Raw genomic sequence first — 21,836 nt, forward strand, 5'->3', positions numbered from 1 at the left:
ACGACAAAACTACATGGAAGCTAGATCACAGCCCAGTGCCGGGACTGGCCCCTCACCTCGCAGATTTGCCGGAGCCCTACTTGGGCTCCTGCATGGCCACGTAGCCCTGTTTGGTGAAGAGCTTAAGGAACAACAAACCCACGCAGTTCGCCTGTTGCTGCTGACCAGTTTAAGTTTGGTTTTTGGCCTGCTACTGGTGATAGGACTCTCGGCAACACTGTTGATCTGCTTCTGGGATGATTACCGCATCCCAGTCATCATCGGCTTGTGTATATTTTATTCAGTGGCGCTCATCGTCAGCTTGATCACATTGCTCAACTGTTTGCGCGATGCGCCAAGCCCATTCAGTGCAAGCCTTGAAGAGATTGCACGCGACCGGGAGCAGTTGTTGCCATGAGCCAACCTGAATTGCCTCATTTACATGCAAACGCGTCGCGCAAGGATCTGCGCAAAGCCATGCTGCGCATGCGCTTGGAAATGCATCGCCAAGAAATACGCCACGAAACCCTGGTTATGTTGGAGCCACTGCGCAAGGCAAAAAGCTTTGGTAGCCAATGGCGCGAGCAGTTGGCTGGCGGCGGCACATCGTTGTGGATCACGGGCGGCGCAGTGCTGCTCGCAGGCTTGGGCCTGAAAAAGACCAATTGGCGACGCTGGATCAAAATTGCACTGATTACCCTGCCGCTATTACGTCGTGTTCCCCCGAAGGACACGCCCCAATAGCCGCCCCCTTAAAGCCAGAGCATTCTGGCTTTATTGCTTGGCTGGCCACGTTCTTGCTTTAACTCCTACGTGCCGCACCATTAAGTCCAGTTCCCGCGGCGTTGTTGTTAAGACTCTTAACGAAGGATGCTTGCGTGCTCGACGGTCAGCCAACTGTTGTCTTTCAACCTTTCATCGACACTGCCACTGGCAAGATTGCCGGTGTTGAAGCGCTTGCACGACTGCGCGACAGGCATGGGCAATTACACTCAGCTGGCCCGCTCTTCAGTAACCCGAAAACACCCTTGGCCGGTTTACGCAGGCTTGACCGAGCCATCCGTCAACAAGCTCTGCAACGCTTTCATCAAGCGCCGGCCGAATGGTTTTTGAGCCTGAATATTTCTCCACGCTGGGTTAGCCGCCTACGTATTGGCCAACCTCTACCCAGCCTGAAACAATTGCAACAAAGCGGCATAGCAGCTGAACGCGTGGTTTTCGAAATCACCGAGCAAGGCGGAGCCAGTCAACGCCTGCCAGCTGTAGTTGCAGCGTATCGAGAAGCTGGCGCCCGGGTCGCGATTGATGACTTTGGGGCGGGCTACTCGCAGCTTGACCGAGTACTGGCGTTGCAGCCCGATATTCTCAAGCTTGATATGCGTTTGTTCAAAGCCGCTGCGCAGGGCGGCCCAAGTGAGCAAATTGTTAAGGCGCTGGCACAAATGGCCGAGCGCACCGGATGCTGGATTATCGCAGAGGGTGTTGAGTCTGAAGCCGAGCTCCACTTCGCACTGGAGTGTGGGGCACGCTACGTTCAGGGTTATCTGTTTGCCGAACCAGAGCTCGAGTTTTTCAACACCCATGCATTTGTTGAACGCTTTGCTCAACTGCGCAACCACTACGTGACACACAAGCTGCATGAGCGCGCTCAACTTATGCAAATGCGTGAACAACTGTCCTCGTTAATGGCAGAGCTCAATGTGTGGGCGCATAACGGTGCCAGTCTTGAGCGGTTGCCCGCACCAGCCGCTTACCCTTGGTTATTACGCATTTTTATCTGCGACAACCAAGGCACGCAACTTTCGCCCAACCACGAGTGGCGTAACGCAGCCTGGCATACGGATTCGCGCTATGTTGGCCACAACTGGTCGTGGCGCCCCTACTTCTATCAGTTGCTGGCTGAAAACTGGGATGAGCAGCGCCTGCTTGTGTCATCCACGTACCGCGACGCGACCAGCAATCAATATTGCTTAACGGCTGGCAAATTTATCGATAACAACCAACTAATACTGGTCGACATTGATGCTGCTGGCTTTTAATAACCTGCTGTGCAGGTCTTTCTCAGATTAACCCCTTGCAGGTAAACGCCGTAACCCTGAAGCTAGCAGCATTAGCCACGTAATGGCGAGGAGTAGCCTTGGACTGGCAGACACTGTTAAACCGCGAACGATTGGGCAAACCTTCTCACAGCGCTGAAGAGCTCGGCCGCAGCCCATTCCACAAAGATCATGACCGGATCATTTTCTCAGGTGCGTTCCGCCGCTTAGGCCGCAAAACTCAAGTTCACCCGGTATCCAGCAACGATCATATTCACACACGCCTGACTCACTCGCTTGAGGTCAGCTGTGTGGGTCGATCGCTGGGGATGCGCGTGGCAGAAATGATCCGCGATAAGTTACCCGACTGGTGCGAGCCCAGCGACTTAGGCATGGTCGTGCAATCCGCGTGTTTGGCTCACGATATCGGTAACCCCCCGTTTGGGCACTCCGGTGAAGACGCCATTCGCCATTGGTTCCAACAAGCAGCCGGACGTGGCTGGCTAGACTCCATGAGTGACGCAGAGCGCAGTGACTTCCTCAGTTTTGAGGGCAATGCTCAGGGTTTTCGCGTACTCACTCAACTGGAGTACCACCAGTTCGACGGCGGCACCCGGCTGACCTACGCGACCCTTGGTACTTACTTAAAGTATCCCTGGACCGCCCGCCACGCCGAAGCGCAGGGCTACAAGAAGCACAAGTTCGGTTGCTACCAGAGCGAGCTTGGGCTACTTGAACAAATCGCCAATAAACTCGGGTTACCGCAAATAGAAGAACAGCGCTGGGCGCGCCATCCGTTGGTGTACCTGATGGAAGCTGCAGATGACATTTGCTACGGCTTGATTGACCTTGAAGATGGCTTGGAAATGGAGCTGCTCGAATACAGCGAAGTTGAAGCCGTTTTACTGGACCTTGTTGGTGATGACTTACCCCAGACTTATCGCCAACTGGGGCCAAAGGACTCGCGCCGACGCAAGTTGGCAATTCTGCGCGGCAAAGCCATCGAACACCTGACCAATGCTGCAGCCCATGCATTTGTTGAGCAACACGATGCACTACTCGCGGGCACCCTACAGGGCGACTTGGTCGAGCACATGCATGGCCCAGCCAAACGCTGTGTGCAGAGCGCAAAAGATATGGCGCGTAAAAAAATCTTTCAGGATAAACGCAAAACCCTGCATGAGATTGGCGCGTACACCACGCTGGAAATCCTGCTCAATGCCTTTTGCGGCGCTGCGCTGGAGCAACACGGGGGACGCACGCCTTCATTCAAGCATCGACGCATCCTTGATTTACTGGGCAATAACGCACCTGACCCGCATGGACCGCTGTACACATCATTTTTACGCATGATCGACTTTATCGGTGGCATGACCGACAGCTATGCTACTGAAATGGCCCGTGAAATGACGGGACGCTCAAGTCCGGTGTAATGCATGGCAAATGAAGCTAAATCACCACGCCAAAGGCTCACAGGGCCGCCAACCATAGGGCCTGCGATAATCGCGGGCATGGGTTGTGCGCTGCCACTGCTATTGGGTTTGTTCAGCGGACATCCTGGTTTTTTATGGGCGTCCGCGGGTGCATTTCAGGCAGCGCAAATCAACCCACTGCACCGGCTGGGCATGTTGCGCATGCTGCTGATAACGTTCCTCGGTGCGGTGTGCGCGGGCTGGGGATTTTGGGCAGCGGCTTACCCCGTCCTCAGTTTTGCGATGTTTGCAGCCTTTGGTTTTATCCTGGCCTGGCTACAACGCTTTGGCGCCGAAGCCGGAAAACTCGGCGCTGGCCTGGCTGTGTGCATGTGCCTCGGCCAGGGTGAAACGGCTGGTAGCCATCTGAATAATCCCTACGCCATTGGCATGCTGTTTATCCTTGGCGGGCTTTGGGTCACCCTCCTCGCGTTTGGCCTGCGCGGCGTGCACGGCTTACGCATGTGGCCGCAAGCACCGCGTGTGGTGAGTATCATTAAAGTACTCAAGCGCTACGCCAAACGCCTGCCAGAGCAGCGCTGGCGCCTGCATGCACTGCGTTGCACCCTCGCTTTTGGCTTCGCGGGTTTACTTGTTAGCCTGGAAAAACTGCCACACGGTTATTGGGTAACCATGATCGTGATTGGCACCTTGCAGCTTGGGCTGCCCAACAACTTTAAGCGCTTGCTGATACCTTATTTGGTCAGCCTGATCCTCGCGGCAATCATGATTGTGATCGGCTACAGCTTGCAGGACCCCATACTGATGGTCGCGGGGACATTATCGTTAATTGTTTTCTGTCGTACCTTCCAAGCCCATCATTACGGGCTTTACGTGCTACAGCTATTAATGTGTTTTATCGTCCTCGTAGAGAGCCTTTCGCTTGACTGGCAGCTAGCACCGCAACGCCTGTTTAATAGCATGTTTGGCGTGGCAATCTCGCTGGGCGTGGCAATCCTGATTTATGCGCTAAGCCGGAGCGTAATCAAAATAAAAAATAAAGCCTCGGCCCATTTGTGAAGCGCTAGATAAATAGCTACAAAATCTATTAGCGCAGCGTTCATTGTTCACTATGCTTTCAATCTGCCATCACCGCAGCGGGAGCAACTCTGCATGACAGTTAGTGACCTTACCGGAAATAGGCGCTTTCCGCTCCACGTCCATATCAGCCTGTTATTTACCTTGCTGCTGCTTAGTACGGGCATCGTGCTGGGCATTTTTAACTACCAGCAGACCAGCCGAATTATTCTTTCCAGCAGCACCCAACTGTTCGAGCGCATTAGCGACCAGGTTAATCGCGATCTAAGAGAAACCTACATTCCTGTCGATAACCTGCTCAATCTGCTAGCGCTTGATGAACGCAACATGGGTGAGAGTCGCGACGCACGCTTGTCGATGCTGCCAGTCTTTGCTCAAGCCTTGAATGATCATCCTAAACTTGCCTCGTTGTATTTAGGTTATTCCGACGGCGACTTTTTTATGGTACGGCCACTGCGCAGTGAGAAGCTCAAGAAAATCTTTAACGCACCAGACAATGCGGCATTCCAGGTCTGGAGCATCGAACGCAACATGGGGGATATAACCAAAGCCGAGCATCTCTACTTTGATGCCGAGCTTAATCAGCTGGGCAACCGCGATATTACTGACGAATCCTACGACGCTCGCACACGCCCGTGGTTCCAAGAAGCGATGCGTAACAATGAGTTGTTCACCACCGAGCCTTATGTGTTCTTCTCCACTGGCGATGTCGGAACCACCGTTTCACGCGTGAGCATGCAGCGCAGCGTTCTTGGCGCGGATATCACCCTCGATGACCTTTCGCAGACACTGGCCAAACACAAGATTACACCGTCAACCGAAGTCGCCTTATACAGTCCCGACGGTACGGTAGTCGCTTACCCAGACACCACAAAACTGATTATTGGTCACGCCAACGCTCACTTGGCCAATCTTGCTGAACTTAGTCCGGTGATGGCCAGCCTCAGCAAAACCGATCCAGATGGCACACATAATGGCTCTGTTGAACTCAATAATCGCAGCTGGCTGATCTCCCAGATCAAGCTGGACATGGGTGGCCCCAAAGGTTTGCGCTTAGCCATTCTTGCCCCAGAAGACGAACTACTTGCAGATGCCTATCGGGTGCGCTGGATCAGCGCGGTGATCACTCTCGGGATTTTATTACTGTGCATTCCGCTCGGCTGGGCACTGTCTCGTCTGTTGGTCAGGCCGCTGCGCAGCCTGGTCAGCGAAGCGGAAGCGATCCGCCGTTTCGACTTCAAACATCCATCCAGCGGTAACTCGCCTGTACTGGAAATTGACCTGCTGGCTGTAGCGATGGCACGGATGAAGGAAACCATTTTCAGTTTCCTCGAGATCACCGCCAGCCTCTCAGCTGAAACACGCTTTGAGAATCTACTCGAGCGCGTACTTGAAGAGACAGCCGGGATCAGCCAAGCCCATGCCGGCTTGATCTACCTCAACGACGCAGAGGGTAAGCAATTAGAAGCCAAGGGCTTTTACCTGGACGGCCCACCCGTGACCCTGGAAGAGCTGCAAATCGCTAGTTTTGCAGTCGACGATATGAACATGCCTGATTGGCTCAAACAGCCGGTCGCTGGCGGCTCGAGTAGCATTGCAACCATCGGCTACGATCAAGCGGGTGATTACCAGAACTTGCTACAGGCGATGAACTCACCCCGTGTGCATATCGTTGCTACTGGCCTGCATAATCGTCAGGGCGATACTGTCGGCGTACTGGTGCTGCTACACAAGGACAGTGGAACCGAAGCAGATAGCACCTTCCAAAGTCCTGCACGAGTGGCTTTCGTCGAAGCCGTGTCCGGCGTCGCTGCATTGTGTATTGAAAGCCAACGCCTGTTGAACCGACAAAAGCAGCTGCTTGACGCTTTTATTCAACTGATCGCTGGCGCAATCGATGCCAAAAGTCCTTACACCGGAGGTCACTGCCAACGCGTGCCGGAAATCACCATGCTGCTGGCTAAAGCCGCAGCCAAAAGTCATGCGCCAGCCTTTCGCGATTACAACCCCAATGACGAAGAGTGGGAAACCCTGCATATCGCGGCGTGGCTACATGACTGCGGTAAGGTCACGACTCCCGAATACGTGGTTGATAAGGCGACCAAGCTAGAAACCCTATACGACCGTATCCATGAAATCCGTACCCGCTTCGAGGTTCTCAAACGCGATGTTTGGGTCAATTATTGGCAAGCACGTGCACTGGGCTGTGACGATGCGGCCCTGGAAGCTAAACGTGATCAGTCGCTGGCAGAACTCGATGATGAGTTCAGCTTTGTAGCCAGTTGCAACCTTGGCGGCGAAGCGATGGCCGAAAACGATATTCAACGCTTGCAGCGCATCGCCGAGCGAAAATGGTGGCGCACCTTGGATGACCGCCTCGGCTTGTCTTGGGAAGAAAGCAAACGAATGGAACGAGACCCCGCCCCTGTTTTACCTGCTTTGGAAAGCTTGCTTGCTGACCGGCCTCAACATTTGTTTGAGCGCCCAAGCAGTGAGTTGATTCCGGAGAACAATCGCTGGGGCTTCAAGCTTGAAGTACCGCAATACAAGTTCAACCGTGGTGAATTGTATAACCTGAGCATTGCGCGCGGCACTTTGACCGCAGAAGAGCGCTACATCATTAACCACCATATCATCCAAACCATACTCATGCTCGATCACCTGCCCTTCCCTAAACACCTGAAAGACGTAGCTGAAATTGCTGGCGGACATCACGAAAAAATGGACGGCAGCGGCTATCCAAAACGCTTGCGCCGCGAAGAGATGAGCCTGTCCGCGAGAATGATGGCGATTGCTGATATTTTCGAGGCGCTGACTGCCGTCGACCGACCTTACAAGAAAGGCAAGTTACTCTCTGAAGCAATCGACATCATGGCTGGCATGTGCAAAAGCGCGCACATCGACCCCGACCTGTTTGGTCTGTTTATCCATGACAAAATTTATAAGCGCTACGCAGACCGCTTTATGCGACCGGAGCAAATAGATAAGGTGGATGAGGCTAAGATACTGGCTAAAGCTGGAATCACTGCTTAACGCGCCAGCTAGCTAGACGGCTGCAAAGCATTGCATTGCAACCGCCTAAATGTCGCTTACCGCAATCAACTAATTGGGCACGCATTGCGCGCACCCAACTGAAAGGCATCAGGCCTTGTTGATTGGGTTTTCCGGGTACCAAACGTCGAGCAATGGGCTGACGGTGAAATCAGCCAATTCATCACGGCCTTTCAACCAAGCCTCAACACTGGCGCGCTGTTCTTCGCTGACCGAGCCACGCTCGTCAAGGCAAACCAGACCGTAGTCATCGCCGCCAACATAACCAAGGCCATTGCCTTCCATCGCTTGACTCAGAAACTGATCAAGGAAAGCGTCAATGACTTCATCGGTCAAATCGTCTTTAAAATTCAGGTTCAGCTCAAAACCCAGCTCCTGAAATTCATCTACGCAGAGTTTTTTGCGCAGGCGGCGGGAACGATTAGTAGCCATGAAACAATCCTCAAAAGTGATATCGCCGCGCACTTTAGCAGTTTCAGCATATTTATGCCCGAACTCTGCACGCTATCGAATGATGGACATACCTGAAAACGCTACATTGATATGCATGCCAGATCACATATTTCGCATAAACTCATGCTTGCGGCATAATGCACCCTGTATGAGACATACATCGTAGCGGTTTCTCGCACGTTACAAGCCACTCTTCAAGCTACGCCCAGGGGGCGTAAATCATGCTCAAACAACTGCGCCAGTTAGCCATTGTCAGTTTGTTATTACCACTTTCTTTACCTCTGTCCGCCGCCGTCAACTCCAGTATTCCGACCAAAGTTGAACAGGCACTTAAAGCGAACAAGGTCAGTCCAAAATCACTTTCTTTAGTCACTATTCCGCTCAATGGCCCGGGTAATAGCACCTATTTCAACGCTGATATTTCGGTCAACCCAGCGTCCACAATGAAGTTGATTACCACCTTTGCCGCACTGGAGTTGCTCGGCCCGAATTACCAGTGGGCGACCAGTTTTTACACCGACGGCACATTGAGCAACGGCGTACTCAAGGGCAACTTATATTTCAAAGGCGGCGGCGACCCGAAGATGAACATGGAGAAGCTGTGGCTGCTTCTACGTGACCTGCGGGCCAACGGTGTAACGCGCATTACTGGTGATCTGGTGCTCGACCGCAGCTATTTCATCCAGCCGCAGCTACCGGCGTTCAATGATGACTCAGGCAACAGCTATAAGCCTTATCTGGTTGCGCCCGATGCGCTGCTCATTAACTTCAAGGCACTGCGCTTTATTGCTCACTCAGAAAGCGGCCGAGTGCAGATCACCACTGAGCCACCGATTGCGGGCGTGCGTGTTGAAAATCGAGTGACGGCGCTTAAATCCGGCAAGTGTCCTTCATGGCGCGATGGTATTCGCTTCACTCCAACGCCAACTGCAACCGGCTTTACAGTTGCGGCTGAAGGCAAGCTAGCAGAAGGTTGCACCACCCAGAGTTACATCTCACTGCTCGACCAGCCGAGCTATGCCGCAGGCATCGTGCGTGCTCTGTGGAAGGAGTTAGGTGGCAGCATTGACGGCAAGGATCGCCAAGCGCCGGTGCCGAGCAAAGCCCGTCTGCTCAGCCGTGCTTATTCACCTGATCTGACGGAAATCATCCGTGACATCAATAAGTACAGTAACAACACCATGGCTCGCCAGTTGTTCCTGAGTATTGGTGCCAAGTTCCGCACCAGTGCAGACCCAGATGATGCTAAAGCCGCCCAGCGGGTAATCCGTGCATGGCTCTCACGCAAAGGCATTACGGCCTCACAGTTGGTGATGGAGAATGGTTCTGGACTGTCGCGCGCCGAACGTATCAGCGCCCGCGAGATGTCGAAGATTCTACAGGCCGCCTGGAACAGCCCTTATTCAGCTGAATTCATCAGCTCGATGCCATTGGCAGGCAAAGACGGGACCATGCGCAGGCGCCTGCGTAATACACCGATGGCTGGGGAGGCGCATATCAAAACTGGTACCTTAAACAACGTACGCGCGATTGCCGGCTTCAGTCGTGACAATAAAGGCAAAACGTGGGCGGTCGTCGCGATCATCAATGATCCAAAACCCTGGGGCGCATCATCAGTGCTCGACCGAGTATTGCTGGAACTGCAAAAGCAGCCAGCGCGCTAAACAATACTTAGCCCCGCAACAATAAAAAGGCCACGCTTAGCGTGGCCTTTTACGTGGTTTAGGCAGTTAAGCGCTTAGCCGCGTGCGGTGATACGCCAGGCGCGGTGGATTTTGCTGTTGCGGGCAAAGTCCGGGTCCAGGGTCGAGGCGGTGATCTCTTCAACGTTGTAGCGCGCAGACAGTGTTTCATCGAGGATGAACTTACGGAAGTTGTTGGAGAAATACAGCACCCCGCCACTGGCCAGGCGCGCCATTGCCAAATCCAGCAAGGCAACGTGATCACGCTGGATATCAAAGATACCTTCCATGCGCTTGGAGTTGGAGAACGTCGGCGGATCAATGAAGATCAACTCGTATTCGTTACGATCTTCCTCCAGCCAAGCCATGACATCGCCCTGCTCCAGCTTGTTTTTGTCAGAGAAGCCGTTGAGCGACAGGTTACGCCGCGCCCAATCCAGATAGGTCTTCGACAAATCAACGCTGGTGGTGCTGCGTGCACCGCCTTTGGCTGCATGAACAGAAGCGGTGGCGGTGTAGCAATACAGGTTGAGAAAACGCTTACCCGCCGCCTCACGCTGAATCCGCAGACGTAGTGGACGGTGATCGAGAAACAAACCGGTATCGAGGTAGTCCGTCAGGTTAACCAAGAGTTTAACGTCGCCTTCGGTCACTTCCATGAACTGACCTTGAGCACTCTGGCGCTGGTACTGCTTGGCCCCGCTCTGTCGCTCACGTCGCTTGATAACGACTTTGCTCTTGTCGACGTTTAACGCCTGCGGGATCGCCGCCAGCGCATCAAACAGTCGCGCCTGAGCCTTCTCTGGATCGATGGAGCGCGGCGCAGCATATTCCTGCACATGCACCCAGTCACCATAGAGATCGATAGCCAGCGCGTACTCAGGCATATCTGCGTCATACAACCGATAGCATTGGATGCCTTCTTTACGCGCCCACTTGCTCAATTGCTTGAGGTTCTTTTGCAGGCGGTTAGCAAACATCTGCCCGCCTTCGCTCAAACGAGCCTGCTCGACTGGAGCGGGTGCAGGCGTTGCGGACTTGGCCGCAACCACTGGGGTTACGCTGGCCTCCAACTCACTTTGCTCACGCTCGCGTTCGCGCTGCTCAGGTGTACGCCGTTCACCCGTAACAAACTGCTCAGGTTGAACCTTGATCAACAGCAACTTGCAGGGCAAGGCACCGTTCCAGAACGCGTATTGCTTGTGGCTGCGGATACCCATGCGCTTGCCCAGATCTGGCGCGCCAGTAAATACCGCGGCCTCCCAGCCCATACAGGCCTGGCGCAGACGCTCGCCAAGATTCTGATAGAGATACAACAAGCTGGCTTCGTCACCCAGACGCTCACCGTACGGAGGGTTACTGATGACCAAACCTTTTTGGTTCTGATCCGGACGCGGCTCGAAGGTGGCCACCTCGCCCTGATAAACCTTGATCCAGTGACTCAAACCCGCACGATCAATGTTGTTCTTGGCTGGCTGAATCAAACGTGGATCCGCTTCGTAACCACGAATCCACAGCGGCGGCTTGGCCATACCAATGTCCGCACGTTCTTGCGCTTCAGCCTGCAATTTCTTCCAGATCGCTGGCACATGTCCCAGCCATTGGCTAAAGCCCCACTGTTCGCGAGTCAGGTTCGGCGCCACGTCAGCCGCCATCATTGCCGCCTCGACCAAAAACGTACCAACACCGCACATTGGGTCAGCCAGCGCGCCGCCTTCAGCAGCGATGCGCGGCCAGCCAGCGCGGATCAACACCGCTGCTGCAAGGTTTTCTTTGAGTGGTGCAGCACCTTGCTGCAGGCGATAACCGCGCTGATGCAGGCTATGCCCGGACAGATCAAGCGAGAGAATTGCTTCGCCGCGATCAAGACGCAGATGAATCCGTAAATCAGGATTAAGTTTATCCACCGAGGGACGCGTGCCGTCCTTTTGGCGCAGCTTGTCGACGATCGCATCCTTGACCTTCAGCGCGCCGAAGTGAGTGTTGTCGATGCCCGAACCATTACCACTGAACTCGACTGCCAGGCTGCCGTTGGGCTCCATGTGCTCGTACCAGTCAACCTCAAGCACGCCTTCATACATGCTTTCGGCATCTTTGACTGGGAACCGCTTAAGCACCAGTAGCACCCGGTTAGCCAACCGAGACCACAAGCACAAGCGATATGCAGTCTCGATTTGAGCAAAACCGCGCACCGCAGAAGTATGTTCACGTACCTCTTCGAGACCAAGTGTGCTGGCCTCTTCAAGGAGTAACCCTTCAAGACCTTTTGGGCACGTAAGGAAGAGTTCGTAACGATCCGACATGAGAATTTCCAGTGGCTAACGCCGTTAGTGGCAGGCACGCAAATAATGCACAACCAAAATAAGTGACAAAAAGTCGCAGCGCGACCCTTCGTCTGAATAAATTGCAGTTGCAATCGCGATTGGTTCGCGATGGCAAATTACCAGTAAAGCAACAGCAAAGCCCCGTAGAGCCTGAGCTGAATCAATGCATGAATGGTCTGACCAAGATGCCTTATGGCCATACCATCAAAACTGTTACGCCCTTATGACAAAACGATCATTCCCATGGCTTCACGCATTGGTTAGAAATCTACCTAGGTTATCGCCGCAACGGTGATAACACAGGAGGCTCGCGACGCCGGCAGCGGACTCCAACGGCAGACCATTTCTGCCTGATCTCACCATGAGATCTACAGGACATAAACAGTCAACAAGTGAGGGCAACACCCTATGAGAAGACTTAAGCGTGATCCTTTAGAAAAAGCCTTTTTACGCGGCTATCAATACGGTATTCATGGTAAATCACGAGAGCTTTGTCCATTCACCCTTGCATCAGTTCGCCAAGCTTGGTTAAACGGCTGGCGAGAGGGCCGCGGAGACAACTGGGACGGTTTAACAGGCACTGCCGGAATCCATCGCCTCAACGAACTTAATGCTGTCGGCTAACACCAGGACATAACCGACTCAACCAAGCACGCCCCAATCGGGCGGCGGGCTAAGCCCAAGGGGCTCCTTTTAAGGAGCCCCCTTTAATTGGCTCAACCTTTTTTCGGCAACCCAGCAATCGCATCGACCGCTTCGCGAATCAATGCAGGGCCTTTGTAAATAAAGCCTGAGTAAATTTGCACCAAACTGGCACCGGCCGCGATTTTCTCGGCAGCATGCTTGCCTTCAGTGATGCCCCCCACCGCAATAATCGGCAAACGCCCAGCCAACTCACCGGCTAACACCTTGACGATGTGCGTGCTTTGCTCACGTACCGGTGCGCCAGACAATCCGCCAGCCTCATCGGCATGCTCAAGGCCTTTAATTCCATCACGCGAGAGCGTGGTGTTAGTTGCGATGACCGCATCCATTCCGGTGTCAATCAGCGCCTTGGCCACTTCCACGGTTTCTTCATCAGTCATGTCTGGAGCGATTTTGATCGCCAGCGGCACACGTTTACCGTGAACCTGGGCCAGATCTTCCTGACGCTGACGCAGCGCTTCGAGCAACTGTTTGAGCGAGTCACCGAACTGGAGACTGCGCAGCCCCGGCGTGTTTGGGGAGCTGACATTGACGGTGACATAACTGGCGTGGCGATAAACCTTGTCCAGGCAAAGCAGATAATCATCCACTGCACACTCGACCGGGGTATCGAAGTTCTTACCGATATTGATACCCAACACGCCCTTGTACTTAGCCGCTTGCACACGGGCCAGCAAGTGATCAACGCCTTGGTTGTTGAACCCCATGCGATTGATGATGCCCTCGGCCTCTGGCAGACGAAACAAACGCGGCTTCGGATTACCTGGCTGAGGACGCGGCGTCACGGTGCCCACCTCGACAAAGCCAAAACCCAGCTGGGCGAAACCATCTATTGCATCGCCATTTTTATCAAGCCCCGCCGCCAGACCTACAGGGTTAGCGAACTGCAACCCCATGACATTGACCGGCAAGCTCGCTGGCGCCTTGGTCAACAGGCCATTGAGGCCCAAACGGCCACCAGAGCCGATCAGATCAATAGACAATTCGTGGGAGGTTTCAGCGGAAAGCTTAAACAGCAGCTCGCGGGCCAAGTTATACATGGGCAGGCTCAGCTCGATTGGTCAGAGTTTGAAAGGCAGTGATTATACAGGCCATACGCACAGCTAGCGACCCAAAAACCTCTAGCCGTAGCAGCGCTGCGGGATGCTCATTGAAAGCGCACGGCCGGGCCTGCAGAGTTGGGGGGTTAGCTCAAACGGCGTAAACTCAGCAACTTGCCGAATTCATTGAACTCGATTTCAAATACGCCATTAACCCCCAAGTGAGTTACGAACGGGCGCAAGTGATGGATGGGTAGGTTAACGCGCTGCCCCTCGCGACTGGTCAGCAGCAGACGACTTGCATCACCTTGGTAATACAACTGAAGCGACTGCCTAGATAGCGCAATATCCAGTAGCAAGCTAGGCATGGAGGCTCCTTCATGATGGTTTCGACACACACAGAGTTTAATCCACCTGAGCGGCCCGACGTTTTAGGCTGCAAACCCCGTGCAGCAAGCCTGCGAGTCTGCCACACTTGCTCTGGCGCACACAGAGTATGTAACTGGCTATGACCCCGCACGACCCAAACAGCACAATCAGCTCTCGTCTCACAGCCCTCGCCCAGCGATTGGGTCTTATAGGTCGTGGACCGCGACAAATCCTTGAGCGCGCCAGTGCTTTAAAGCTTCCTTTCAATGATATCCCCAAGCGTGAATACAGCATTAGCTGGGAGCAAGGCATCCCCTGGCATTATCTACTCGACCTGCCGCGCAGCGCCTTGTCCGGCCCCGTGCAAGAAGACAAAGCCCATGCGCGATCAATGCTCCTCAAAGTGGTTAAAGTTGAGCAGCAAGCGCTAAGTGCTTTTGACTTGCGCAAGGTTGATGGCCTCGCCAGCTGTCCAACCAAACACGCCCTGTTGAACAGCTTCGAGCAATTGGCCGCCACTGACTATTGCCGCCAGGCGCGGATTATCAGCTACAAAGACTTCGTCAGAACCATCAGCCTCGCCTTGCCACGCTTCCTCGCTGGCGAAACCGTAAACCTGCAGCAAGCCAGCTGGCAGGGCGACCGGATATTCTGGGCAGGCGACGCCAATGGCGATGCATTTGCCAGTGCGATTGCTTATGCCAGACGACGCGAACTCGAAGTCAGCCTTCCCGCACGCATGACCAGTTATCAATTGAGCAGTGAAGGCTTGAGCGAACTGAACCAGCACTATCATGCGCTGGCGATGCCCGCTGCGGCGTGGAGTCATGCAGATTTTATGGCGCTATTGCTCGAAGCACCCTATTCACGACTCGCATTCAGCGGCCGTTCTGGCGCCACCGAAATACTCCTGCTACCCAAACAGTCCGCTGAAGCCACAGCGCTGGGCGAAGGCTTGCTCATCGCCGGGGCCACTGACGTAGCGGCGCATCTACAGAAGCTTAGCAGCCCTCAAAACTGACTGAACCTCTCTGGTTTCAGCACCTCTGATTTCAGCCATTAAAAAACCCGCACTTGGCGGGTTTTTTAATCACATCAACAATCGCTTAGTTAGTGCTGCTGGTTTGCGCCAAGTCCATCAACTCACGATTAGCAACGGCATACATTGCGTAATCGGTCGTTGTAGCGGCACGTAGCTCAGCCAGCATAAACTTCCAACGCTCGACCATACGGCGATGCTCCTCTACCCAGACCTGAACACGCGCCTCGATTTCGGCAGGTGCATTAGTCATTTGCAGCACCGATACGGTGATCGCACGCTGCTGCCAGTCGAGATCATCACGGAAAGCTTCACGGGCCAGCCCTTGCCAGTTAGTTTCAACTGGCAAGCTATTGATCTGCTGCAAGTACCATGAAAGCTCCAAGCTATCACCAATGGCAAAGTAAGCCTCGGCTACCCGCGCCGGTTCTTGCCCGGTTACATCCGAAGCCTCAATGATTGGCAACAGGGTGTAAAGCTGGCTTGTGCCTGCAACCACACGCGCCAACTCCTCTGGTACGCCCGCCTCTACATAAGACTGGAAGCGCGCCAACCATTGCTCACGGGCAGGCCCCTCAAGCAGATCGTCCAAGCTCAAGGCCAAGGCCTCTACACGTGGCGCAAAGTGGGCAACATCACGCGCAGCATCTAGATCGTTACGACGGCTACGCAAGAACCAGCGAGTTGCACGCCGGCCCAGACGCATCAGCTCGTCCATCATCTGCAATTGCAGCTCAGCCGGGACTTTGTGATCAAGCGCTTCGATCTGCTTCCACCAGCGCGGCAGATGGAATACATCACGTACGATCACATAAGCACCCGCCACATTGGCCGAACTCATGCCAGTGGAGTCCTTCAGGCGCTGAACGAAGGTGATCCCCATGTGGTTGACCAGATCGTTGGCAATCTGCGTGCTGACAATTTCACGCTTGAGACGGTGACGACGCATAGACTCGCCAAACTTGTCGGCCAGCAACGCTGGGAAAGCACTCTCCATTTCACGCGCCAGATACTCATCATCCGGCACTTGCGAAAGCAGCAGCGACTCTTTCAAGTCGATCTTGCTGTAAGAGATCAATACCGACAGTTCAGGGCGAGTCAGCCCCAGACCGTTGGCAGTTCGCTCATTGAGTTCATCATCAGAAGGCAAGAACTCCAGCGCGCGATCCAGCTTGCCAGCAGCTTCAAGCACCAGCATCAAGCGCTTGTACTCGCCGACGTTTTCACGGGCACGGCGAGCAGCCACAGACAGTGCCTGCGTCTGCTTGTAATTGTTACCCAGCACCAGCGCGCCTACAGCGTCAGTCATTTCCGCCAGCAGCTTGTTACGCTGCTTGCCCGTCATGTCGCCCGCAGTCACGGTTTCGTTAAGCAGAATTTTGATATTCACTTCGTGGTCGGAGCAATCCACACCACCGGCGTTATCAATAAAGTCAGTGTTGCTCGAGCCACCGTGCAGACCGTACTCGACACGGCCCAACTGGGTCATGCCGAGGTTGCCGCCCTCGCCCACGACGCGGGCGCGCAGCTCACGGCCGTCAACCCGCAATACGTCATTCGCTTTATCGCCAACATCGGCATGGCTTTCTTTGCTCGACTTAACGTAAGTGCCAATCCCGCCGTTCCAGATCAGGTCAACCGGCGCTTTAAGCAGAGCATTGAGCAGCTCAGTCGGCGCCAGCTTGTCTGCATTGATATCGAAGCGTTCTTTCATCTCTGGGCTGATGTCGATGCTCTTGGCGCTGCGCATAAAGATGCCGCCACCTGGAGAAATCAGCGAGGTGTCGTAATCCGCCCAGCTTGAGCGCGGCAGATCGAACATGCGACGACGTTCGATAAAGCTTTTTGCGGTATCCGGGTTCGGGTCGATAAAGATGTGCAAGTGGTTGAACGCCGCCACAACCTGCAATTTATCCGAAAGCAACATGCCGTTGCCGAACACGTCACCGGCCATGTCGCCGATACCGATTACGGTCGTTGGATCAGTCTGCACATTAATGCCGCGCTCACTAAAGTGACGCTGCACCGACACCCATGCACCCTTGGCAGTGATGCCCATACCTTTGTGGTCATAACCTGCAGAACCACCCGAGGCAAAGGCGTCGCCTAGCCAGAAGTCATACTCGGCAGCAATGCCGTTTGCGATGTCGGAGAAGGTTGCCGTGCCTTTGTCGGCCGCCACGACCAGATAGGGATCATCCTCGTCATGCCGCACAACGTTGAGCGGCGGCACAACTTCACCGTCTTTGAGGTTGTCGGTGATATCGAGCAAACCACTGATAAAGATTCGGTAGCAGGCAATACCCTCAGCCTGAATATCATCACGCGTACCATGCAGCGGCAGGCGACGCGGCACGAAACCACCTTTAGCGCCGACCGGCACGATTACCGCATTTTTCACCTGCTGTGCCTTTACCAAGCCCAGCACTTCGGTGCGGTAGTCTTCCTCACGGTCGGACCAGCGCAACCCACCACGCGCAACTTTGCCACCGCGCAGATGCACACCTTCAACCCTTGGCGAGTAGACGAACACTTCAAACATCGGCACTGGCTTAGGAATTTCCGGAACAGCCCGAGGATTCAACTTGAAGCTGAAGTAGGACTTGTACTGACCGTTAGCATCTGTCTGGTAGAAGTTGGTGCGCAAGGTTGCCTTGATCAGGTCAAGGTAACGGCGCAGGATGCGGTCTTCGTTAAGCACCGCAACATTGTCCAGCGCGCCGATGATGGCTTGCTCAAGCTTCTGCTGTTTTTCTTCAAGATCTTCGGTGGTGAGTTTGCGCGCCAGATAAAAACGCGTCTTGAACAAGCGCACCAGCTCTTTGGCAATATCCGCATGATTAACCAGAGTTGCTGCCACATAACTCAGCGAAAAGCCCAGGCGAATCTGCTTTTGGTAACGCGCATATGCGCGCAGTAGCGCTACATCGCGCCACGGCATCGCAGCCGTCAGCACTAAACGGTTGAAGGCATCGTTCTCGGCATTGCCGCTGACGATGTTGACGAACGCGTCTTGCAGCGTGTCGTTGAGTTGCTGGATATCAACGGCGAGGCCTTCGGCATAGGTGAAGGCGAAGTCGTGGATCCAATATTCCTTACCATCGCTGCGGAACATGCGATACGGGAACTCACCCAGCACCCGCAGGCCGAGGTTTTCCAGAATCGGCAGCACATCGGACAACGGCAACGGCGTATCAGCATGGTAAAGCTTGCAGTGCAGCAGGTTGTCGCCTTGAGCCAATGGCTGATAGAAACTCATGACCAATGGACGCTCATCGCTCAGGCTGAGCAGGTGCTGCATATCGACGACTGCCGAATGTGGCGCAAAACGCTCGCGATAACCGGCCGGGAAACCTTTGGGGAATTCAGCCAGCACGTTGGTGCCATGCGCTTCGCCTAAGCTTTCAATCATCAAGCTGGCGTAATCGTCTTTCCATGAACGGCAGGCTTGAATCACTTCTTGCTCAAGACGAACCGGGTCGATGGTCGACTTGTTCTTCGGATCGACCCGCAAAATAAACTGCACACGGGCCAGTACTGACTCAGAGAAGAAAGTCCAGAACTCGCAGTCAGTTGCGTTCAGGCGCTCCATCAGCACCTGCTGAATCTTCACTCGAGTTTCAGTCGAGTAAACATCACGCGGTACATACGCCAGGCAATAACAGAAACGGCCATAAGGATCGCGGCGTAAGAATACGCGGATCTTGTTGCGCTCTTGGATCTGCACGATCGACATCGCCGTAGAGAACAGCTCATCGACTGGGGTCTGGAACAGATCATCGCGCGGCAGCACTTCCAGAACTTGCGCCAGTTCTTTGCCCAAGTGAGCCTTGCTGTCGAAGCCCGAGCGTTGCTCGATTTCGGTGATTTTGCGGCGGATATAGGGGATTTCCCACACGCTCTCGGAGTAGACCGAAGAGGTGTACAACCCCATGAAACGGTACTCTTTAGCCACCTTGCCTTTGCTATCAAGCTCGCGAATAGAGACAAAATCTGGGTACGCAGGACGGTGAACGCGGCTTGGCACGGCAGCTTTGGCAAACGACAGCAGCTTAGGCTCGCGCAGGTAACTTACGGCCTCTTCTTCAATATGCAGTTCCTGGCTCTTCAGGCCGGTACGCAGGCCCTTGGACAGACCCAGCAGAGACTTCTCGTCATACACAATCTGACCGCCACCCGGAACATCGGCAACGGTAAACTCTTCATAGCCGAGAAACGTGAAGTTATCGTCGAGCAACCAGCTCATGAATACTTTAATTTCTTCAAGCTCTGCAGGCTCAACCTTGAGCTTGGCTTTGCTCAACCAACCCAGCAACTCTTGCGCTTTAGCTTTCATCGGCAAGAAGTCATCAACGCTGGCGCGTACTTCAGCAAATACTTCGTGCAGCGACTTAGCCAACGCTTGCATTTCTGCGTTATTAGCGCAGCGATCAATCTCAAGGAACATCAAGGCTTCTTGAGTGACATCCGAACCGGTCGTGCCCTTCGGCAGGATTTCCAGCAGCTCGCCTTTCTTGTTGCGGCGAACATTAAACACGCTGTTCTGCAGGGTATGGATGTTGTAACCACGACGGTTAAACTCCATACGCACTGAGTCGACCAGGAACGGAGTGTCAGCATGCAGAATTTCCACGGCAGTGTGGGTTGATTGCCAGCCGTGCTTTTCGTAATCGGGGTTGAATACGCGAACCTGCGGCTCGCTGCGGTCAAAACGTTCAAGCAATCGCCAGGAAGACAATGTACAGCCAACCAGGTCAGACAATCGACGCTGGATCAGCTCATCGAGTGCGATAATTCCGAAAAATTGCTCAGCGAACAGGGCCATTTGTGGTAGCCCCTGTTCACCAACGTGCTGAGCCAACGCCGCTTGCAGTTGATGCTGAAAGTCGGCTTTGCTGGCCGCCGTAAAGAACGCCATGGCTTGTATGCTCCGTTTGGCTTGTAAAATGACTAAGGCAGTGTCAGTAAGGTTTAGTGCCCTAACGTAGTAACGTTAGTCTACGAAGTGACTGTTGCATTACGGTGGCACCCCTTTATCTGGCGACCGTCGAGACTCGCGGGTCACATTTTCCGGACCAGCTTACCGATGGACCACCGCAAAGCGCTTGCCACGCTGCGACATTTTCTTTCACTAAGCATGCGTGTTTTCCCATACAACGGTTACCAACAGCCCTCTGCGCCCACAATTGCCCCTTTCTACGCAGATTTCACAAACGGATTGCTATTGTCAGAATAGACGCAGAGCTGGCTTTAACCTTGTTACTGAATGTGGACCGCCCTTGAAACCGTGTCGAGTGGCAAACAGGGTCGAGTGGCTTGGCGCTGATGCGGCGAAATGTCACTACACGCAAACCTGTGGAGCGAGTAAACCTTTTAGCCGCAGTCGACGGTTAGCTGTCTTTTCTGCACCTGAGACTTTTTTGCCTTGTGCCGCCATAAGCAGCGGATAAACAAAACTTACTTCCGGTTTCGAGGCGAATCGCTCAAAATCAGCCGCTGCCGCCGAGCGCTCTTATGCGATTATGTGTCGACTGCTTCGATTGTTTCGAATTCAGAATGGGTCGCACTACTAGCGGCTTTTACCAAATTGTTCTGCCCCCGCACTTGCGCGGGCCGATTTGAGCAAGCTGTAACACCTCAATTGGTACAGGATTGGTATTTTGGAAAGCACAGAAACCCCGAAAGGCCCGAATCACCGAGCTGCATTGAATGAACTGCGGCAGTTTCTTTCCAGCCAGATCCTGGGCCAGGAAAAACTCGTCGAGCGACTGCTAATTGCCCTCCTCGCCGATGGCCACATGCTGGTTGAAGGCGCGCCCGGTCTGGCCAAGACCAAAGCGATCAAAGAGCTAGCCGAAGGCATCGAAGCAGAGTTCCATCGCATACAGTTCACCCCGGACCTACTCCCTGCCGACATCACCGGTACCGAAATTTATCGCCCGGAAACCGGTAGCTTTGTATTCCAGCAAGGGCCGATCTTCCACAACCTGGTACTGGCAGACGAAATTAACCGGGCACCAGCCAAGGTTCAGTCAGCCTTGCTTGAGGCAATGGCTGAGCGACAGGTCAGCGTTGGCCGCAGCACCTATGACTTATCACCGCTGTTCTTGGTGATGGCCACGCAGAACCCGATTGAGCAAGAAGGCACTTATCCACTGCCAGAAGCCCAGCTTGACCGGTTTCTGATGCACGTAAAGATTGGTTTCCCGGATGCCGCTGTTGAGCGCAAGATTCTCCAGCAAGCCCGTGGCGAAGCACTCAACGGCGAGTCCAAGCCAGAGCATCGCGTGAGCCAGCAAGCTATTTTTGCCGCCCGCACCGAGATTCTCGGCCTGTACATGGCCGAAGCAGTAGAAGAATACCTGGTGCAGTTGGTTATGGCCTCACGCACGCCCGCCAAATTCGACGCGGAGCTGGCTGAGTGGATTGCCTACGGCGCCAGCCCGCGCGGCACTATTTCACTTGATCGCTGTGCCCGTGCCCATGCATGGCTTGCCGGTCGCGACTTTGTCAGTCCAGAAGATGTACAGGCCGTGCTGTTTGACGTGCTGCGCCATCGCATCATCCTGTCGTTTGAGGCCGAGGCCAGTGGCATTGATCAGGATCGCGTCATCCAACGTATTCTCGACGTAGTGGCTGTCGCCTGAC

General features: G+C 54.2%; 15 protein-coding genes. 10 read left to right on the plus strand and 5 right to left on the minus strand.

The features are described from left to right. Positions 1-13: 13 nt before the first annotated feature. From B9K09_RS14290 to B9K09_RS14315, 6 genes are all read left to right on the plus strand, one after another. The gene (locus tag B9K09_RS14290) at positions 14-397 is read left to right on the plus strand and encodes a phage holin family protein (RefSeq protein ID WP_087517450.1); all 384 of its coding nucleotides are present in this window, start codon (positions 14-16) and stop codon (positions 395-397) included. Continuing rightward, positions 394-723 (plus strand): hypothetical protein, encoded by a 330-nt coding sequence (locus B9K09_RS14295; protein ID WP_087517451.1) that lies wholly within the window; start codon positions 394-396, stop codon positions 721-723. The genes B9K09_RS14290 and B9K09_RS14295 overlap by 4 nt, the downstream gene beginning before the upstream one ends. Positions 724-857: 134 nt before the next feature. Next, positions 858-2,018, plus strand: coding sequence for an EAL domain-containing protein (locus B9K09_RS14300; protein WP_087517452.1), 1,161 nt, complete (start codon positions 858-860; stop codon positions 2,016-2,018). A 98-nt stretch (positions 2,019-2,116) separates the two neighbouring features. Beyond that, positions 2,117-3,448 carry a deoxyguanosinetriphosphate triphosphohydrolase gene (locus tag B9K09_RS14305; RefSeq protein ID WP_087517453.1) on the plus strand — a complete coding sequence of 444 codons (1,332 nt, stop codon included), beginning with the start codon at positions 2,117-2,119 and terminating at the stop codon, positions 3,446-3,448. Positions 3,449-3,451: 3 nt separating this feature from the next. Next, positions 3,452-4,507: an FUSC family protein gene (locus B9K09_RS14310; protein ID WP_087517454.1), complete on the plus strand. Its 1,056-nt coding sequence runs from the start codon at positions 3,452-3,454 to the stop codon at positions 4,505-4,507. A 93-nt stretch (positions 4,508-4,600) separates the two neighbouring features. Continuing rightward, entirely contained in the window at positions 4,601-7,558 is a 2,958-nt protein-coding gene (locus B9K09_RS14315) for an HD domain-containing phosphohydrolase (protein WP_087517455.1), read from the plus strand. Between the two features lie 108 nt (positions 7,559-7,666). Here the strand turns inward: B9K09_RS14315 and B9K09_RS14320 are convergent, their stop codons facing one another. Then, positions 7,667-8,008 (minus strand): YggL family protein, encoded by a 342-nt coding sequence (locus B9K09_RS14320; RefSeq protein WP_087517456.1) that lies wholly within the window; start codon positions 8,006-8,008, stop codon positions 7,667-7,669. A gap of 242 nt (positions 8,009-8,250) precedes the next feature. On the opposite strand from B9K09_RS14320, the gene dacB reads away from it, so the two are divergent. After that, on the plus strand, positions 8,251-9,693 hold the full coding sequence (gene dacB / locus B9K09_RS14325; RefSeq protein ID WP_087517457.1) for a D-alanyl-D-alanine carboxypeptidase/D-alanyl-D-alanine-endopeptidase: 1,443 nt from the start codon (positions 8,251-8,253) through the stop codon (positions 9,691-9,693). A gap of 74 nt (positions 9,694-9,767) precedes the next feature. Here the strand turns inward: dacB and rlmKL are convergent, their stop codons facing one another. Further along, a complete protein-coding gene (gene rlmKL / locus B9K09_RS14330; protein ID WP_087517458.1) occupies positions 9,768-12,014 on the minus strand; it encodes a bifunctional 23S rRNA (guanine(2069)-N(7))-methyltransferase RlmK/23S rRNA (guanine(2445)-N(2))-methyltransferase RlmL in 2,247 nt (748 codons plus the stop codon). Between the two features lie 429 nt (positions 12,015-12,443). On the opposite strand from rlmKL, the gene rmf reads away from it, so the two are divergent. Beyond that, entirely contained in the window at positions 12,444-12,659 is a 216-nt protein-coding gene (gene rmf / locus B9K09_RS14335) for a ribosome modulation factor (protein WP_087517459.1), read from the plus strand. Positions 12,660-12,751: 92 nt separating this feature from the next. Here rmf and B9K09_RS14340 read toward each other — a convergent pair whose 3' ends face one another. Then, a complete protein-coding gene (locus tag B9K09_RS14340) occupies positions 12,752-13,780 on the minus strand; it encodes a quinone-dependent dihydroorotate dehydrogenase (RefSeq protein ID WP_087517460.1) in 1,029 nt (342 codons plus the stop codon). A 146-nt stretch (positions 13,781-13,926) separates the two neighbouring features. Further along, on the minus strand, positions 13,927-14,148 hold the full coding sequence (locus tag B9K09_RS14345; protein WP_087517461.1) for a DUF2835 domain-containing protein: 222 nt from the start codon (positions 14,146-14,148) through the stop codon (positions 13,927-13,929). A gap of 140 nt (positions 14,149-14,288) precedes the next feature. Between B9K09_RS14345 and B9K09_RS14350 the strand changes: the two genes are divergently transcribed. Then, positions 14,289-15,170 carry a DUF6685 family protein gene (locus B9K09_RS14350; RefSeq protein WP_087517462.1) on the plus strand — a complete coding sequence of 294 codons (882 nt, stop codon included), beginning with the start codon at positions 14,289-14,291 and terminating at the stop codon, positions 15,168-15,170. A gap of 85 nt (positions 15,171-15,255) precedes the next feature. Here B9K09_RS14350 and B9K09_RS14355 read toward each other — a convergent pair whose 3' ends face one another. After that, positions 15,256-20,106 carry an NAD-glutamate dehydrogenase gene (locus B9K09_RS14355; protein WP_087517463.1) on the minus strand — a complete coding sequence of 1,617 codons (4,851 nt, stop codon included), beginning with the start codon at positions 20,104-20,106 and terminating at the stop codon, positions 15,256-15,258. A 742-nt stretch (positions 20,107-20,848) separates the two neighbouring features. On the opposite strand from B9K09_RS14355, the gene B9K09_RS14360 reads away from it, so the two are divergent. Then, the gene (locus tag B9K09_RS14360; RefSeq protein ID WP_087517464.1) at positions 20,849-21,835 is read left to right on the plus strand and encodes a MoxR family ATPase; all 987 of its coding nucleotides are present in this window, start codon (positions 20,849-20,851) and stop codon (positions 21,833-21,835) included. The last annotated feature ends 1 nt before the right edge of the window (position 21,836 follow it).

This window comes from Pseudomonas sp. M30-35, assembly GCF_002163625.1.
Classification (GTDB): Bacteria; Pseudomonadota; Gammaproteobacteria; order Pseudomonadales; family Pseudomonadaceae; genus Aquipseudomonas.

Bases quoted from the DNA above. Each gene is read 5' to 3' on its own strand.
- B9K09_RS14290 (WP_087517450.1), top strand. From the start codon at position 14: ATGGAAGCTAGATCACAGCCCAGTGCCGGGACTGGCCCCTCACCTCGC.
- B9K09_RS14295 (WP_087517451.1), top strand. From the start codon at position 394: ATGAGCCAACCTGAATTGCCTCATTTACATGCAAACGCGTCGCGCAAG.
- B9K09_RS14310 (WP_087517454.1), top strand. From the start codon at position 3,452: ATGGCAAATGAAGCTAAATCACCACGCCAAAGGCTCACAGGGCCGCCA.
- B9K09_RS14315 (WP_087517455.1), top strand. From the start codon at position 4,601: ATGACAGTTAGTGACCTTACCGGAAATAGGCGCTTTCCGCTCCACGTC.
- B9K09_RS14320 (WP_087517456.1), bottom strand. From the start codon at position 8,008: ATGGCTACTAATCGTTCCCGCCGCCTGCGCAAAAAACTCTGCGTAGAT.
- dacB (WP_087517457.1), top strand. From the start codon at position 8,251: ATGCTCAAACAACTGCGCCAGTTAGCCATTGTCAGTTTGTTATTACCA.
- rlmKL (WP_087517458.1), bottom strand. From the start codon at position 12,014: ATGTCGGATCGTTACGAACTCTTCCTTACGTGCCCAAAAGGTCTTGAA.
- rmf (WP_087517459.1), top strand. From the start codon at position 12,444: ATGAGAAGACTTAAGCGTGATCCTTTAGAAAAAGCCTTTTTACGCGGC.
- B9K09_RS14340 (WP_087517460.1), bottom strand. From the start codon at position 13,780: ATGTATAACTTGGCCCGCGAGCTGCTGTTTAAGCTTTCCGCTGAAACC.
- B9K09_RS14345 (WP_087517461.1), bottom strand. From the start codon at position 14,148: ATGCCTAGCTTGCTACTGGATATTGCGCTATCTAGGCAGTCGCTTCAG.
- B9K09_RS14350 (WP_087517462.1), top strand. From the start codon at position 14,289: ATGACCCCGCACGACCCAAACAGCACAATCAGCTCTCGTCTCACAGCC.
- B9K09_RS14355 (WP_087517463.1), bottom strand. From the start codon at position 20,106: ATGGCGTTCTTTACGGCGGCCAGCAAAGCCGACTTTCAGCATCAACTG.